We start from the raw sequence: 17418 nt of genomic DNA, 5'->3' as shown, positions 1-17418 counted from the left end.
GGCTGACGCTCACGGCGGAAGCCTGTTCCCTATTCTCTATTCCCTAATTGACTACTCTACAGATGTATCAGTGACTCCAGTAGTTTCTACTACTGTATATTTACCTGTGCGTTCTCGCCATAGTGTTAGTAAGGTACTGGCGATAAAAATACTGGAGTAAGCTCCGGCGGCGAAGCCGATAATGAGGGCTAGAGCAAAGTTTTTTAGGGTTTCGCCACCAAATAAGAAGATGGCGAACAATGGGAGCATAGTTGTGAAAGTGGTATTGATGGATCTGCCTAAAGTTTGGTTGACGGCATCATCAACAATCTCGGTTATCGGTTGCTTAGGATTGGTTTGTAATGTTTCTCGGATGCGATCGTAAATGACTACTGTATCGTTAACAGAGAAACCTGTAATTGTCAACAGAGCTACAATAAATAAACTGTCTACTTCTGTACCAAAAACCAGACCGAAAATTGAGAAGACACCTACTGTGATCATCACGTCATGAAATAGAGCGATGATGGCAAAGACGGCGTAATCTAACTGAAATCGAAATGTTAGGTAAACTACAATACCTGCGAAGGAAACTATCAGAGCGAGAAGACCAGAGGTAAACAATTCTTTCCCCAATGTCGGCCCTACAGTGTCAATCTGATTTTTCTGTTCGTCAAAAGCACCTACTTTTTCGCTTAAGGCGGTTTGTAGTTTGGTACGTTCTTCCCGACCTAAATTTTTGGTACGAATGAGGATACCGTTTTCTTTACGTGTATCTTTGTCGGCGACGATTTGAATGCTGCTATCACCAAGTCCTTCTGCTTTGGCGACTTCCCGCACCACATTAATATCTATGGGTTTGTCGCAGTTTCCTGGTTTATTACAATCTCGCTCGAATTGTAGTCTGGTACCACCGACAAAATCCAAACTAGGGCGTAAGGGGGCGCGAATGTTGGGGTTTTGCCAGGAAATGAACATGGAGATCAAACCAGCCAGAGTGATAGCAGCAGAAAGAGTCCACCAGAGCGATCGCGATTTGTTAATACTTAATTTCATTTAGCCACCTCTGCCTGATTTGATGCTCCTGAATTTGGCAGGTTAGGACAAAAAAGTTCTGGTTTTCGCAGTGCAGGAATAGAAATTGCGACGAACATTAAGCTACGACTACAAGTAATAGCACTAAACATACTCACAGCCACACCTAAAGCCAAAGTTAAAGCAAAGCCTTTGACTAAACCCGCTCCTAAGTAAAATAAAGCAGCACAAGCAATAACTGTAGTCAAGTTACCATCTAAGATGCTGGAAAAAGCCCGATAGAAGCCAGACTCAACAGACCGATACAGTGATTTCCCGGCTCTTAACTCTTCCCTGGTACGCTCGAAAATCAGCACGTTTGCGTCTACTGCCATACCAATACTGAGAATAAAACCTGCAATTCCTGGTAGGGTGAGGGTGACGTTTAATAGACAAAAGCTAGCCCAGGTTAAGATGGCGTAGATAATGAGGGCAATATCGGCAATTAATCCTGGTAGTCTATAATACACTACCATAAAAACTAAGACTAAAATCAGACCACCAATCCCAGCATAGATACTACTCTTGATGCTATCTTGTCCCAGGGTTGCGCCGACTGTGCGGATTTCGGCAATTTCTACGGGTACAGGTAAAGCACCACCACGCAGTTGCACGCCTAAATCATTGGCTTGTTGGGCAGTAAATCTACCCGTAATTACCGCAGAGCCACCAGTAATCCCAGCACTGGCAAATTCTACACCCACAATGGGTGCGCTAATTAGTTCATTATCGAGAAAAATCCCGATACTGCGTCCTGTACCTGCGAGATTTTTGGTAAGTTCGGCAAACAGTTCACCACCTTTTTGGTTAAAGCGGATAGCAACATTCCAGTTGTTACCTTGTTGAGTGGGTTCGCCGTAGGCATCTGTGAGATATTTACCATCAAGCGGGGGTTTGGTGCTTTCAAATAAATCAGCGATCGCTTGATTATTGTTCTTTAAATCTTCTAAATTTTTATTAATTGCTGCTTGGTCTTGACTTTTTCTTAATGCTTCTTGCTTGGCTTTCAATTCCGCCCGTGATGCTTGAAATGCCAATAGTTGAGTTTCTGTACTGGGTTTTTGCAGACGAAATTCCAGCTGTGCTGTACCGCCTAAAACTCGTTCTGCTTGTTCTGGGTCATTCACTCCTGGTAACTGCACCAGGACTTTATTTCCACCCACGGTTTGAATGATGGGTTCAGAAACACCCAGACTGTTAATCCGTCCTTCCACAACCTTTTTTACCCCATCTAATTCCCGTTCGGTGATTTGGGGAATTTCGGGTGTAGTTTTTACTTCGATAGTAAGTTGTGAACCACCGCGTAAATCTAAGCCCAAGGGTGCAGGAAATCTCCAGCTAAAGGCCAAGGAGGCTATGACTAAAATTAAGATTAACGCTAAAAGCGATCGCTGTCTCTCCATACCGTAACTCGCAAATGACAAACGCTATAATAACGCTCTTTGCATCAGTTATGAGTAGGTGGGTATGGGGAATGGGGCATGGGGCATTGGGCATTGGGTATGGAGCATTGGGATAAAAACTACCTTGTCTCCCTTGTCTCCCTTGTCTCCTTTCCCAGTCCCCAATACTTCGACAAGCTCAGTACAAGTCCCCAATCCCCAATCCCTAGACTCGCATCGCCACCATTTTCTGCACTGCTTCCACAATTTGCTCTGGCTGGACGATGGTCAGGCGTTCTAGTGCGCCGTTGTAAGGTGTGGGAATATCTTGGGATGATAGTCTTAATACTGGGGCATCTAGTTCGTCAAATAGGCGATCGTTGATGGATGCCACTAATTCTGCACCAATACCGCCGGTTCGCATACATTCTTCTACGACAATGACGCGATGGGTTTTCCGCACTGATGCACCGATAGTATCAAAATCTAGTGGTTTTAGAGATATTAAATCAATTACTTCGGGGTCGTAACCTTGTTTTTCTAAAGGTTTTACGGCTTGCATGACGTGATGACGCATCCGTGAGTAAGTCAAGATTGTGACATCTTTACCTTTGCGGACAACTTCGGCTTTATCTAAAGGAAGTACATATTCTTCCTCTGGGAGATTTTCTTTGAGGTTGTAAAGTAAAACGTGTTCAAAGAACAACACGGGGTTATCATCGCGAATGGCCGCTTTTAGCAGTCCTTTGGCGTTGTATGGGGTGGAACAGGCAACAATTTTCAATCCTGGAACGGCTTGGAAGTAAGCTTCTAGACGTTGGGAGTGTTCTGCACCTAGTTGTCTACCGACACCACCAGGGCCTCGAATGACCATTGGAATTTTAAAGTTACCACCAGAAGTGTAACGTAACATCCCGGCGTTGTTAGAGATTTGGTTGAAGGCGAGGAGCAGAAAGCCCATGTTCATACCTTCAATGATGGGGCGCAATCCTGTCATGGCTGCGCCGACTGCTATCCCAGTGAAGCTGTTTTCTGCGATGGGAGTATCTAAAACTCTCAAGTCACCGTACTTTTTGTATAAGTCTTTGGTGACTTTGTAAGAACCGCCATAGTGTCCTACGTCTTCACCTAAAACGAAGACACTGGAATCACGCGCCATTTCTTCATCAATGGCTTCCCGCAAAGCGTTGAAGAATAGTGTTTCTGCCATTTAGACCTTTTTTACAACTATTGTTTTAGAATCTTATCGCGCTACCGCGACTAATACCGTGAGCGATCGCACTAGTGGGAGAGTTAGCAAGGCTCAAAATTACCCTGAAATTATCCCTTAGCTTGTGGCAGATTTACACCTGAAACTGAATCAAACAGTGGTTATACAGCAATTAACTACTCAGACAGTTAGCTAAAGCCATTTTCAAATATGAGACTTTGAATTAGCAGGCTATCAGTTGCAAACCGGCGAATCAGTCACCTGTGTTACCTGATTTTCTGGAAAGCGTCTGGGTCTTCCTGGTTTGCGCTTGTGTTGTTGATTAATTGACTTTTCACTGGCGATCGCTAATTCTTCAGGGGTACATTTAAATATCCGCAAAGCTTCCAAATATTTTTTTGGGGTCATGGTTGGCTCAGTCCGCCCAGCTTCCCAGTTACGAACGCTGGTTTCACTGATTGCAAGTCTGAAGGCCACTTCGGCGCGACTGACACCAGCACGCTCTCTCAGGACTTGCATATCCATAGTTCATGCTCCCATTACAAAATTTAAACTTTTTTGTTAAACCAATTGACATTTTTGTCAATTATGAAATTCAAAAGACTAAATTTATTATCTACGTTTATTTTATAGGCGATCGCTGCACTCTTTGACAAAATTAGCCACTAATTTCTGTAACACCTCATACAAAATTGTCTTTGACTACAGAAATCAAGCAAAAATAACCGATTTAAGCCATAAAATAGAGCAAATCAGCTTTCTAATGTTGAATAAAAAAATATGCTATGTGAAGTCTGAATCAAGTTACTCACCCAAAGACAACTGTACAGGTGACAACTGGCGCAGACCAGAAACTACGCTGAGTCCACCCATTCCAATGGCTAGCCAAGATACAAATGATTCCAGGGGTTCGACTTCCCGCGCTGTAGTTACCGGCTGCTTGGGGTCATAACGCACAGCTACTATTTTGCCTTCACTGGCGCGGGAGGAATCATAGTCGCCTGTGAAGCGGACAGGATCACCCTTGACGAGAAACTCGATTACTGGCGCGTAGGTGTCTTTTTGTTTATCATTGCGATCGCGCTCACGACGGTGAACCGTATCTACTACCTTACCTTGGGTTTCTGTGAGTGTGGCGCGCTCATAAGCAATTTGTTTATTTGCCCAAAAACCAGCCCCAATAAACATTAGTCCCACTAATAAGCCAATCATTCCACCCAATTTATCTTCAAAAGTAACTTGACGAAGTTGCACATTCATAGAATTTAAAATAATCAACAAGAAGTTTATCGACTTTCGCCTAATTAAATGACAGTGAATTAGCTATAAATTATGTATGTAGAAATTAGTAATTTGTGACATTCAGTCATTTAAAAATACTAAGATTAAGTTCGTAGTAAGGACTTTAGTCCTTTTCTTGAGAACTAAATTTCTCACTAAAAACTTTTAAATTAACGTGAGTTCGACGAACAAAAAACCCCTCTCCAAACCTCTCCCCTGCAAGGAGAGAGGCTTTAAAAACCACATTTTTCGTTAATACTTTAGCTCTTTACTCCCCTCTCCGCGTCGGAGCGAAAAGTCTGAGCGGAGGTTTCCTCCGATGGCTTCGCCAACGCTAAGGGCGAACAGAACTTTTCAAGAGAGAGGGGCTGGGGGAGAGGTCAAAAAAGACTTATCGAACTAATGTTAAATTAAAAGACGTAGCATTGCTACGCCTTAAAAAAACACTCATTTTTTGATTTCTCAACATCACACAGACGATCGCAACCATCTAGCCGCATCTTTGGCATGATAGGTGAGTATCAAGTCTGCACCAGCACGTTTGAAACTGGTTAAGGTTTCCATAACTACGCGCTGTTCATCTATCCAACCATTTAAAGCCGCAGCTTTGACCATTGAATATTCGCCAGAAACGTTGTAAGCAGCCACAGGTAAGTTACAGGCTTCCTTCACACGCCAGATGATATCCATATATGCTAAGGCTGGTTTGACCATGAGCATATCTGCGCCTTCAGCAATGTCTAACTCAATTTCTTTAATCGCTTCCCGTGCGTTACCAGGATCCATTTGATAGGTTCTTCTGTCGCCAAATTGCGGTGTAGAATCGGCTGCATCTCTAAATGGCCCATAGTAAGCCGAAGCATACTTAGCAGCATAAGACAAAATGGGTGTGTCTTGGAATCCTGCTTCATCTAAAGCAGAGCGAATTGCTTGCACAAAACCATCCATCATTCCCGAAGGCGCGATAATATCAGCACCTGCTTGGGCTTGGGAAACGGCGGTTTTTTTCAACAGTTCTAGGGTGGGGTCGTTGAGAACTCGTCCTGTCAAATCACCCACTTGCAAATAACCGCAGTGTCCATGACTGGTGTATTCACATAAACAAGTATCAGCAATCACAATTAAATCTGGTACGGCTGATTTTACTGCTGTGGCTGCTTTCTGCACAATACCGCAATCATGCCAAGCACCGGTAGCATCGGTGTCTTTGTCGGCTGGAATACCAAATAAAATGATGGCGGGAATGCCTAAGTCATAAACTTCTTTGGCTTCTTCGACAATTTTATCTATCGAAAGTTGGTACACTCCAGGCATGGATTTGACTTCATTGGCAATGCCCTCACCTGGTACAGCAAACAAGGGATAGATTAAATCATTTGTCGTTACTATGGTTTCTCGTACCATCCGGCGCAATTGGGGATGGGTACGCAGACGGCGGGGGCGATGGGTGGGAAACATAAATTTCTGTGAAAAAATACGAATATGATGGACACAAAACAAAGCGTCACAAAAGCCGGACGAAATTCCGCTATTGTCAGCCAGACTACAGACAGTGCTTAACTGTCCTTTGCCCTACTCCTGCTCAAGCTGTGGGGCAATTTTGTATTTTACAAGAGGCAGGAGACGAAGAATTTTAGATTTCGGATTTTGGATTGGTTATCTCAAAACCTAAAATAGTTGGCGGTCTGTTTTCAGCATGAGGTTAGACAAATATTGGAAATTGTCATTGAGATATGAACTAACTTTCAATTATCTACTTCTAAATTCTCAATTTTTTGGAAGGTTTTATGATAATTTTTATTAAAAGTTTATGTTGGGTGGGTAAGTTGGGAGTTTAACGCAAAGAGGCACAAAGGTAAACGCGGAGGTACGCGGAGTTTTTTGGTGTGGTTTAATTGATGCTTTTTAATTTTGAGTTACTTTTGGCGAGGGTCGTTGTTTTAAGATGAAGGGACTCGCTAAAGTAGAAAAGCATTAAGTTACGTAACAAGGAAGTAAATATAGTTTTATGTCAACTGAACTTCAGGCAGAATTGGGTCAAGCTGTTGAGATGCGGCGCAATTTTGCGATTATCTCTCACCCTGATGCTGGGAAAACTACGCTGACGGAAAAGTTGCTACTCTACGGGGGGGCGATTCATGAGGCTGGTGCAGTGAAGGCGCGCCGGGCGCAGCGTAAGGCGACTTCTGACTGGATGGCGATGGAACAACAACGGGGTATTTCCATTACATCTACAGTATTACAGTTTGAATATCAAAATTGTCAAATCAATTTACTGGATACTCCCGGACACCAAGATTTTAGTGAAGATACTTATCGGACTCTGGCGGCGGCTGATAATGCAGTGATGCTGATTGATGCGGCTAAGGGTCTAGAACCTCAAACTCGCAAATTATTTGAAGTTTGTAAACTACGCGGTTTACCAATCTTTACCTTTGTAAATAAATTAGATCGTCCTGGTAGAGAACCACTGGAATTATTAGACGAAATTGAGCAAGAGTTGGGTTTGCAAACCTATGCGGTGAATTGGCCGATTGGTATGGGCGATCGCTTTAAGGGTGTGTTTGATCGCAAACAGCAGCAAATTCACTTGTTTGAACGCACTTCCCACGGTAGTAAGGAAGCCCGTGATACAGTTGTCAACTTGGGTGATCCGCGCATTGAGGAATTACTGGAACAAGGTTTGTATCACCAACTGAAAAATGATCTAGAACTATTAGAAGGGGTCGGCCCAGAATTAGATTTAGATTTGGTACATCAAGGCAAAATGACTCCAGTTTTCTTTGGTAGTGCCATGACTAACTTTGGGGTAGAGTTATTTTTGAAATCCTTCCTCGACAATGCCTTAAAACCAGGTGTCCATGTCAGTAGCGTCGGTGAAGTACCCCCCACTTATCCAGAGTTTTCCGGTTTCGTTTTCAAATTGCAAGCCAATATGGACCCTAAACATCGCGATCGCGTCGCTTTTATCCGGGTCTGCACTGGTAAATTTGAAAAAGATATGACAGTGAATCATGCTCGAACTGGCAAAGTTGTGCGGTTATCTAGACCCCAAAAACTGTTTGCTCAAGAACGGGAATCTATTGATGTAGCGTATCCAGGTGATGTCATCGGTTTAAATAATCCAGGTGTTTTTGCGATCGGCGATACAATTTACACGGGGCAGAAGCTGGAATATGAAGGGATTCCGTATTTTTCACCAGAACTATTTGCGACTCTTCGCAATCCCAACCCCTCCAAGTTTAAGCAATTCCAAAAAGGCATCTCCGAATTGCGGGAAGAGGGTGCAGTGCAAATCATGTATTCCGTTGATGAAGCCAAACGCGACCCCATTATGGCAGCAGTGGGGCAGTTACAGTTTGAAGTGGTGCAGTTTCGCTTACAAAACGAGTATGGTGTAGAAACCCTACTAGAACTATTACCCTACAGCGTTGCTCGTTGGGTAGAAGGTGGCTGGGAAGCTTTGAACAAGGTGGGACGTATCTTTAACACCACCACCGTCAAAGACAACATGGGTCGCCCAGTTTTACTGTTCCGCAACGAATGGAACTGTCAACAATTACAGGGAGATCATCCAGAGTTAAAACTCAGCGCGATCGCCCCAGTGTTTTCTAGTCAAAAGGCAGTTGAAGAGTGAGTTAGTGCTGAGTGCTGAGTGTTGAGTATGCAGTTATTCTGCCCAATGCCCAATGCCCAATGCCCAATGCCCTTTCTAGAAACCACAGGCCTTGATGTAGACCACATCTGAATGATCCGCGCTTTGTTATAGCAGTTATTTAGTTGGATGAGAACAAACAGTGATCAGAAAACTTTAGATTCACAACAACTTTCTTCACTGTTTCCTGTTCCCTGTTCCCCGTTCCCTGTTATATAACCGTGGATCTAATCACACAGATGGAGTGTCAAGATTTCTATGCCTTCACACGCTAAATCGTCTTTGGAGGCTGGTTTAGTTGCCCTCAAACAAGGAAATTATCAAGCAGCGATCGCTCAACTACAACCTCTAGCCAGTCATCAGGGTGATGAGACTGTGAGTTTACAGGCTAGGGTGGGGTTAGTGATGGCTTATGCACGCAGTGGCGAAGTTCGTAAGGCGATCGCCCTATGTCAAACTCTCACTGATAGTCAAAACCCCAAGGTACAAGAATGGGCAAAAACCGCCCTTGTACATTTGACCAAAAAGAAGCGTAAAAAAACAGATAATACTCAAGTTAAGCAGGCATCACAACAAACACAAGCTCAATCTCAATCTAACTACGCTTCAACTTTGCCCTCTGTAGGGTTACAAAATGTCTATCAGGGACAGAGTTTAGCTGGCAATCCTTTGATTAATCAAGCTGGTTACAACAAAACTCAGGAATTTGGTGTTTATTGGCGACAGGCAAAACGCGCGAAGGTTTGGCAGCCTTTACAAAAAACAGGTTTAATCCCCTTGCGATTATTGGCAGCAGGCACGTTTATGGCACTGTTTTGGGTGCTGCGAGAACTGCTCAATTTCACAATGGACACGATTAACTTGGCTTTGGTAAAACTGCCGTATTTAGAGCCTGTGCAGTTTCTCTATCGTGATCCTACCCCAGCATTATTTGCTATTTTGTTCATCGCGATCGCCATCTCACCTTGGTTATTGGATTGGCTACTAGCAAACTCTTACGGTCAACGCGAGTTGTCTAAGGATGTTTTAAACAACCATAGTCGGGAAACACCCCGCGTATTGCATCGCTACTGCCAACAACGTCACTGGCCATCGCCCCAATTGCGAATTTTACCCACGGCTGCACCTATAGCTTTCACCTATGGCAATTTACCCAGAAATGCCAGGATTGTCGTCAGCCAAGGTCTGTTAGATCAACTGGCGGATGATGAGATTGCTACTATCTATGCGGCACAACTAGGACAAATCACTTACAAAGATTTCGTCCTCATGTCTTTAATCCTGCTGGTGACGCTACCAATTTATCAACTTTATCAGCAAGTCTCAGATTGGGGAAATACGACGGCTAAGAGCATATGGCATTGGCCGTTTACCATTGTTTCTAGTCTCACCTATGGGTTGTGGTGTGTGCTGACCGGCACGGCTTTGTTATATTCCCGTTTGCGTCCTTATTATAGCGATCGCCTCGCCGCCGAAATCACCGGTAATCCCAATGGTTTGATTCGCGCCTTACTCAAAATGACCATTGGCATTGCTGCTGATATCCAAAAGTCAGAATTTACCAGTTGGCAATTAGAAAGCTTAAATCTGTTACTGCCAGTTAGTTATCAACAAAGTGTGACTCTTGGTAGTATTGCTGGTCATCTCAATTTTGAGTCAATGTTGATGTGGGATAATATCAACCCCTATCGCCGTTGGTTGATATGGAACAACACACATCCACTAATTGGCGATCGCATTGAACGCTTATGTAAAATAGCACGCCATTGGCACATTGACCCAGAACTACATTTAGCCAGTCAACAGTCCCTCAGCCAGCAAGCACTGACAGTTACCCGTCAGTCTTTCCTACTGCAAATTGCCCCATTTTTGGGCATTCCTCTAGGCTTCGTGTTTGCAGGTTTAATTTGGTTAGCGTGGCAGACCGCCTTTGCCCTTAGAATTATCAATCTGAAGTGGATTTACGAAGATTGGTCTTTTGTGACAGGTTGTCTTTTGATCTGCTTTAGCATTGGCTTGGTAATCAGGATGAACTCCTTTTTTCCAGACATTAAAACGAGTAACGTCCATACCGAAGAACAATTACCTTACCTATTAGCCAATCCCTCTAGTATCCCCATCGATAGCATTAAAGTGCGTTTTGTTGGTAAGTTACTAGGTCGTCCTGGAATTAGTAATGCTTTGGCACAGGACTTAGTTTTGCAGTCCCATACAGGTTTAGTGAAACTACACCATATTTCTTGGTTAGGACAGCCAATTTACCATCAAGAATTAATCGGTCGTCAAGTCACCGTTACAGGCTGGTTGCGTCGAGGTGCAACACCCTGGATAGATATCCACAACCTGCAAACTCAAGGCGGTAAAACTCTCAATAGTCCCCATCCCATTTGGTCTACTGTCATAGCCGTTATAGCCCAAGCTTGGGGTGCTTATATTTTTCTCACAGGCTAGTTAGAAAGGCAAAGGTCATTACTATTCCCAATGCCCAATGCCCAGCATTCCAATGTAAATAAATATTGCAAAAGTTGATAATTGATGTTACATTTGTTCACAAATATCTTGGTAACTGAAATTACACAGCGTTTCAGCTTGGCAACTGCCATTGTCTGTACACGCCTATCTATTCATGTTTATCCTCCTAAACACAGCAGCAAATTGACCAGCCAATGGCTGGTTTTTGTTTCCATCTTCAAATATTCCTTCTTGAGAAAATATGTGTTTTATGCTACGATGGCTTAATAGAATTACAAAAAAAGTGTCTGCTGAACTAGCTACGTAGAAAATACCGTGGTAATGTAAGGGATGGTGTTTAATTCTGCGGGCGAAAGCATTGAAAAAAATGCTGACGGCAAGAAACAATTAAAAACAAATTTACAACTTCTAGAATTAAGGTGGTACTAGCATAGCGTTGTATGCGCTTTTGGATTCAGTTAAGTTTGATCCCAACAAAAAACTGTATTGTAAAGATTGACAGTTTGGAGTAAAAAAATTGGTTTATGGCAGACTTGGTAAATAGCATTTAACAGCCAACACCAAGCAGTTGTTTTCTTGCCTTGCCATGTTCATTCAACTCTGGAGGTATAGTTCATGTCCGTTCGCCTATATATAGGCAATTTGCCAAAAGAAGAAATAGATCGTCAAGAACTACAAGCGGTTTTTGCTGCTGAAGGTGATGCGGTCACTACTAAGTTAATCAAAGACCGCAAAACAGGCAAATGTCGTGGTTTTGGTTTTCTGACAGTCAACAACGATGAACAAGCTGATCAAATCATCGAAAAATATAATGGTCAGTTGTTCAAAGAAACACCCATCAAGCTAGAAAAAGCTTTACCTCGCACTAAAGGTGAGGAAGGAGACGAACAAGCAGCCCCAACACCTGCTGCTAGCGGTAATCCTAGCCCTAAAACCAACAAAGAAGGTTCTCGACGTGATCGAGGTTCTAAGAAGTCTCGTCGCGGTGGTGGTGGACGGGAAACCAGCACCAGCACCTCTGACTCAGATGCTATTCGTCCCGATCCGCGTTGGGCTTCTGAGCTAGAAAAGCTCAAGCAAATGCTAGCTGCTCAGACTACCAACTAGGTGCAAGAAGTGAAAGATTAAAAATTAAAAGTCAGATTTTTTTGATTTTTAATTTTTAATTGTTTAAGTTTCCGTCATGGCTCAACTGAGGGTTAATGATAGCTACGATTTTGGGTGCGATCGCTCTTTTAGTGTGAAGTGTACCGCTAATTCCGGTAAAAGTTGCGATCGCACTTAGTCTCAGTTAACTCATCAATTTTTTTTGAATCTTCCAGAGTCATTATCACCAGAGTGAGGCAAGGAAAACTCCTCGACTGGAATCTGATTTCATTGCGGTAAAATGCTCGAAACTTCTGTCTTCAACAGAAGTAGTCAGATTTTCATATACAATGAATAACCTCTTTAGTCCGATTGGGTGTTGAATTAGGGCTAAAGGGGTTTTAATTTTTAACAGGGAATAGGGAATATGGGGATGATACCAATTCGCAACGATGCTCTCGCCCCGCTACGCTAACGCAATGGACTAACGCCCCGCTTCGCTAACGCAATGGACTTCTTTACGAGACGCTACGCGCAGCTTACTTTCACATTCGCGGTAGCGTTGCGTAGCAAAGTGGTACGCTAACGCAATTAAAAAACTTAGGTAGCGTAGGGTGTGTTAGCGACAGCGTAACGCACCTAGTACCAAGTCCTTTGGTGCGTTACGGCTTACGCCTAACACACCCTACTGGCGTGTCTAGACTAAAATAGTGCAAATATTTAGTTTTTGTGGTGTGGGCATCTTGCCCGCACCGGACGGGCTAGAAGCCCATCCCACAAGAGAGTTTTAATGCAACATTTAAGGCTTGACACGCCACTACATATACTTAAATTTTTTTCAGAAATCAAATCGGATTTCTACATAGGAATCCGATTTGATTTCTGAAAAAAACTCAGTACACCTCTGCTACCTCTTTTCCTGTTCCCTACCTACGCAAATAATTTCAATAATCAAGTCGGATTTCTATATATGACACCGAATTGGGATAGGTAGTATTGTTTCGAGATTCGGGATAGGCTAAGAATCTAGGCTTTTAATCCAAAATCCAAAATTGGTATGACCTATCATGATTTGTTTTTTAGACTACTATATTTTTAGGTAATTTTGTATTTTAAGCTACAAAAAAGATGGTTATTTGTTAGTAATATTTATGGCTTTTTTTAGGGAAAACAAACATATTTAACTTGTAAATCATGATTACGTATTAATACTTAGAAATTAGTGAATATAAACTCTTATTTTATGAATTCATGAAGATTGGGACGAAATAATCAAGTACAAATACGGTAGTTTAATTATACTTTTTATTACTAATAATAGTATATCTATGGAGATAGAAGGAGTATTTTCCAGTAAGAAAACGGATTAATTGCTATTGGGAATAAGAGTATATCTGCGTCTTAATCTTGGGTTAAATAGAACTTTATCTATCACAAGGATTAGATTTGAGTATGACTATTTGTGTATAAACAAATCAAATATAAATACCAAGAAAGAAAGTATGATCCTGGCAATAGATAGATAAAAATATTTGACATATTAAATTAAAATAAAGGTTACTCAAAGTTCCTACATAATCCAAGTAATTGCACTGTAAGTAATCTGGGAACTGCCCACAACTTTATTCACATCAGCAACACACAAACGTATGAACGCTAACACTGAAAAACGGATAGCTTTGGTTTCCGTCCACGGAGATCCAGCTATTGAAATTGGTAAAGAGGAAGCTGGGGGACAAAATGTGTACGTGCGTGAAGTAGGTAAAGCCTTAGCGGATTTGGGCTGGCAAGTTGATATGTTTAGCCGCAGAGTCAGTCCTGAGCAAGAGACAATTGTGCAGCATAGTCCATCTTGTCGAACAATTCGCTTAACGGCTGGGCCAGTAGAGTTTGTCCCTAGAGATCAGGGCTTCAAACATTTAACAGAATTTGTGCAGCAGTTACTGCAATTCCAACGAGAGAACGACATTATTAAATATCCAGTTGTACATACAAACTATTGGCTTTCTAGTTGGGTAGGAATGCAATTGAAGGCTCTTCAAGGTAGCAAACAAGTTCATACATATCACTCTTTAGGCGCAGTTAAATACAAAAGTGTAGATACGATTCCTTTGATTGCCACGAAACGATTAGCTGTAGAAAAACAGGTTTTAGAAACAGCAGACAGAATTGTTGCGACTAGTCCACAAGAACAGCAACATATGCGATCGCTAGTTTCCACAAAAGGTTATATTGATGTGATTCCTTGCGGTACAGATATCCAAAAATTTGGCTCCATAGATAGGGAAACAGCTAGAGCCGAATTAGGGATTGCATCTGATGCCAAAGTCATATTGTATGTAGGACGTTTTGATCCGCGCAAAGGCATAGAAACTTTAGTCCGTGCGGTGAATCAGTCGCAATTACGTGACTCTGGTAAACTCAAACTCATTATTGGTGGTGGTAGCACTCCTGGTGCTAGCGATGGTAGAGAACGCGATCGCATTGCAGGTATTGTGCAGGAATTGGGCATGAGTGAATTGACAATTCTTCCTGGTCAATTGGGACAAGAGATTTTGCCGACTTACTACGCGGCGGCGGATGTGTGTGTAGTTCCCAGCCATTATGAACCATTCGGACTAGTAGCAATTGAAGCGATGTCCTGTGGTACACCGGTAGTAGCTAGTGATGTGGGTGGTTTGCAGTTTACAGTCGTCACAGAAAAAACTGGTTTATTAGTTCCACCCAAAGACGTTGATGCTTTTTCTGTTGCGATTGACAGAATTCTTCTCAATCCAGCGTGGCGAGATGAATTAGGTGAAACTGCGAAAAAACATATTGCCTCTAAGTTCAGTTGGGGTGGCGTAGCAGATAAATTAAGCCAACTATACACCCAAATTCTCAATACATCGATTCTAGAACCGGCGTTAGTTGGTAAATAAAGGGCATTGGGAATAGGGCATGGGGCATGGGGCATTGGGCATTGGGCATTAAAGTAAAATCTACCTTGTCTCCGATTCCCAATCCCCAGTCCCCAATCCCCAGTCCCCAGTCCCCAGTCCCCAGTCCCCAGTCCCCATTCCCCAATCCCTACTCTCCCGCATGATAGGAACTACGAACCAGAGGCGCGGAACGGACATGAGTAAATCCCATTTCCCAGGCGATTTTGCCGAGTTGATCAAATTCTGCGGGTGTCCAGTATTTCTGCACGGGGAGATGATCTAGAGAAGGGCGCATATATTGACCGATGGTGATGCGATCGCATCCTACTGCCCTTAAGTCTTTCATGGTTGTGATCACTTCCTCTACTGTTTCGCCATGTCCCAGCATTAACCCTGATTTGGTGGGAATTGTGGCATCGAGTTCTTTGACCATAGCCAGTACCCGCAAAGAGCGATCGTATTTAGCACCCCGACGGACTGGCCCTGTTAAGCGTCGGACTGTTTCTATATTATGGTTAAAGCAAGCTGGCTGTGCTTGTACAATTATTGCCAGACGCTGACGTTGCGTAGTTTCACCTGCACCCACGCCTCCCCAGAAATCCGGTGTCAAAACTTCAATTTGCGTGTCTGGGTTGAGTTGACGAATAGTCGTCATTGTCTGGACAAAGTGGCTTGCTCCTTGATCTGGCAAATCATCACGAGCTACGGAAGTTAACACTACATAACGTAATCCTAAAAGCTGTACAGCTTCCGCTACCTTTTGGGCTTCCTCTGGATCGAGTGGCATGGGTGCATGACCTTTATCAACTTGACAAAAAGCACAAGCACGAGTGCAGGTTGGCCCCATCAATAAAAAGGTGGCGGTTTTTTGGGCATAGCATTCACCCCGATTAGGGCAACGACCTTCTTCGCAAATTGTATGAATTTGGCGTTGTTTAATTATGCGTTGTACTGTGGAAATTTCGCTGGCTTTGCCGATAGAACGACGTAACCAACTGGGCATAGCCATAATTTCCGCTTTGATTTCGGCTGGTTGAGAAGAAGTCATATCAATTTTGGATTTTAGATTTTGGATTTTAGATTTTAGATTAAAAGCTTATATTCTTAGCCTGTTATAGAATATCGCAACAACACTACCTATGCCGATTTGGTGTCATAGTCAATTCCAAACGGATCACTAGGTATGAGAAAGTTTAATTCCTTTCAAGATTACTGGAAATAGCTGATTAACTAAGGCTGAGAACTCAAAATTCATATCGGCTTTAAATTTTACCATGATATAAAATCTACTCTCCGCATCCGTAAGTTCATTAAAACACTAGCTATAACGAGATTTATACCGAAATATACTATCCCCCAATTAATCACAATGTTGAGTATAGTGGGAGCATTCTCACAGTCAACCGCAGTGACCGTTATTGAAACTTAAATATTCTTTTAGAGCAATCAGTCGTGGCAAGTAACAAAATTCTAGTTATCGATGACACTACCGTTGTCAGGGTAAAAGTTAGGGAAATGCTACCTCCTGGCAATTTTGAGGTATTGGAAGCAAAAGACGGTTTAGAAGGGTTAAATTTCATCCGTCAAGAAAAACTCAGCTTAATTATGTTGGATTTTCTGTTACCCAAAATGAGTGGGTGGGAGGTTTTTCAGCAAGTTCAGGCTCATCCTGATTTAAGAAAGATTCCTTTAGTGATTATGTCTGGTCGCAAGGAAGAGGTAACAGAGAAAATTACCGAACCTTTTGAGTATTTTGAATTTCTCGGTAAGCCTTTTGACCAAAAACAGTTAATTGGTGCGATTAAGTCAGCAATGACTAAAGCTAAATTACCGCGTACAGAACCTGTGGCAGTAGCATCTGCTACTGTGAAAAATGTTGCCGCACCTACGGCTACAGTGACACAGAGCGCGGTAGCAACTGCTAGTACAACGGCAGTAGTTGCAAATACGGAAGTCAACACTGCTTCTGCGGCGGAAATTCAAGCATTGAATGAAAAAATTGAGAAAATGCAGGCTGAGATTGAAAGCTTGAAGAAACAGTTAACTCAAGTAGTGACGTTTATTAAGCAAAAAATCAAGTAGCTGAAGTCTTTAGCGATGTGCGGAAATCTCCTAGTGATACCAATCTATCTATATGATCAGTAAGATTTGGCAAGTGATATGAGATAGAGAAATTCATCGAAGCGATCGCCATCATAAAAATGCTCGAAATATACCTTCATACAAGTCCGCCTAAGCGGACTTGTTTTATCTTTAACTATCATTGACTAGTAATCAACTCAGTTTGAAGGTATTATCGATTTGATATCGTGTTAATAATTAACTATAAATTCTAAATATACTTAATATAACGACTAA

Annotated in this window: 14 protein-coding genes; 7 read left to right on the top strand and 7 right to left on the bottom strand. The window is 42.5% G+C overall.

Annotated elements, in window-relative coordinates:
- Window positions 1–51 precede the first annotated feature (51 nt).
- From secF to hemB, 6 genes are all read right to left on the bottom strand, one after another.
- Window positions 52–1035 (bottom strand): protein translocase subunit SecF, encoded by a 984-nt coding sequence (secF, locus tag ACQFX9_RS24520; protein ID WP_427159194.1) that lies wholly within the window; start codon window positions 1033–1035, stop codon window positions 52–54.
- On the bottom strand, window positions 1032–2456 hold the full coding sequence (gene secD, locus ACQFX9_RS24515; protein WP_427162990.1) for a protein translocase subunit SecD: 1425 nt from the start codon (window positions 2454–2456) through the stop codon (window positions 1032–1034). Before secD ends, secF begins: the two co-directional genes overlap by 4 nt.
- Window positions 2457–2661: 205 nt before the next feature.
- Complete coding sequence (locus ACQFX9_RS24510; protein ID WP_427159193.1) at window positions 2662–3645, bottom strand: alpha-ketoacid dehydrogenase subunit beta; 984 nt, start codon at window positions 3643–3645, stop codon at window positions 2662–2664.
- Window positions 3646–3879: 234 nt separating this feature from the next.
- Window positions 3880–4170, bottom strand: coding sequence for a helix-turn-helix domain-containing protein (locus tag ACQFX9_RS24505; protein WP_236143767.1), 291 nt, complete (start codon window positions 4168–4170; stop codon window positions 3880–3882).
- 279 nt (window positions 4171–4449) lie between these two features.
- Entirely contained in the window at window positions 4450–4905 is a 456-nt protein-coding gene (locus tag ACQFX9_RS24500) for a DUF3592 domain-containing protein (protein ID WP_427159192.1), read from the bottom strand.
- A gap of 489 nt (window positions 4906–5394) precedes the next feature.
- The gene (hemB, locus tag ACQFX9_RS24495; protein WP_427159191.1) at window positions 5395–6384 is read right to left on the bottom strand and encodes a porphobilinogen synthase; all 990 of its coding nucleotides are present in this window, start codon (window positions 6382–6384) and stop codon (window positions 5395–5397) included.
- An 8-nt stretch (window positions 6385–6392) separates the two neighbouring features.
- Between hemB and ACQFX9_RS24490 the strand changes: the two genes are divergently transcribed.
- The 6 genes from ACQFX9_RS24490 to ACQFX9_RS24465 all read left to right on the top strand — a co-directional run bounded on the left by ACQFX9_RS24490 (window position 6393) and on the right by ACQFX9_RS24465 (window position 15224).
- On the top strand, window positions 6393–6563 hold the full coding sequence (locus ACQFX9_RS24490) for a hypothetical protein (protein ID WP_427159190.1): 171 nt from the start codon (window positions 6393–6395) through the stop codon (window positions 6561–6563).
- A 371-nt stretch (window positions 6564–6934) separates the two neighbouring features.
- A complete protein-coding gene (gene prfC / locus ACQFX9_RS24485) occupies window positions 6935–8563 on the top strand; it encodes a peptide chain release factor 3 (protein WP_427159189.1) in 1629 nt (542 codons plus the stop codon).
- A gap of 276 nt (window positions 8564–8839) precedes the next feature.
- A complete protein-coding gene (locus ACQFX9_RS24480) occupies window positions 8840–11032 on the top strand; it encodes a M48 family metalloprotease (RefSeq protein ID WP_427159188.1) in 2193 nt (730 codons plus the stop codon).
- A 636-nt stretch (window positions 11033–11668) separates the two neighbouring features.
- Window positions 11669–12160, top strand: coding sequence for an RNA recognition motif domain-containing protein (locus ACQFX9_RS24475; RefSeq protein WP_236143761.1), 492 nt, complete (start codon window positions 11669–11671; stop codon window positions 12158–12160).
- Between the two features lie 1628 nt (window positions 12161–13788).
- Complete coding sequence (locus ACQFX9_RS24470; RefSeq protein ID WP_427159187.1) at window positions 13789–15060, top strand: glycosyltransferase family 4 protein; 1272 nt, start codon at window positions 13789–13791, stop codon at window positions 15058–15060.
- Window positions 15061–15086: 26 nt separating this feature from the next.
- A complete protein-coding gene (locus ACQFX9_RS24465) occupies window positions 15087–15224 on the top strand; it encodes a hypothetical protein (RefSeq protein WP_427159186.1) in 138 nt (45 codons plus the stop codon).
- On the opposite strand, the gene lipA is transcribed toward ACQFX9_RS24465, so the two are convergent.
- Complete coding sequence (lipA, locus tag ACQFX9_RS24460) at window positions 15209–16108, bottom strand: lipoyl synthase (RefSeq protein ID WP_427159185.1); 900 nt, start codon at window positions 16106–16108, stop codon at window positions 15209–15211. The genes ACQFX9_RS24465 and lipA overlap by 16 nt on opposite strands.
- A gap of 404 nt (window positions 16109–16512) precedes the next feature.
- Here lipA and ACQFX9_RS24455 point away from each other — a divergent pair, with 404 nt between their 5' ends.
- Window positions 16513–17142 carry a response regulator gene (locus tag ACQFX9_RS24455; RefSeq protein ID WP_427159184.1) on the top strand — a complete coding sequence of 210 codons (630 nt, stop codon included), beginning with the start codon at window positions 16513–16515 and terminating at the stop codon, window positions 17140–17142.
- The last annotated feature ends 276 nt before the right edge of the window (window positions 17143–17418 follow it).

It is taken from the genome of Aliinostoc sp. HNIBRCY26, assembly GCF_050235535.1.
GTDB lineage: Bacteria > Cyanobacteriota > Cyanobacteriia > Cyanobacteriales > Nostocaceae > Trichormus.
Note: the sequence above shows the minus strand (reverse complement) of the source record. Positions and strands in the feature narration are given on the sequence as shown.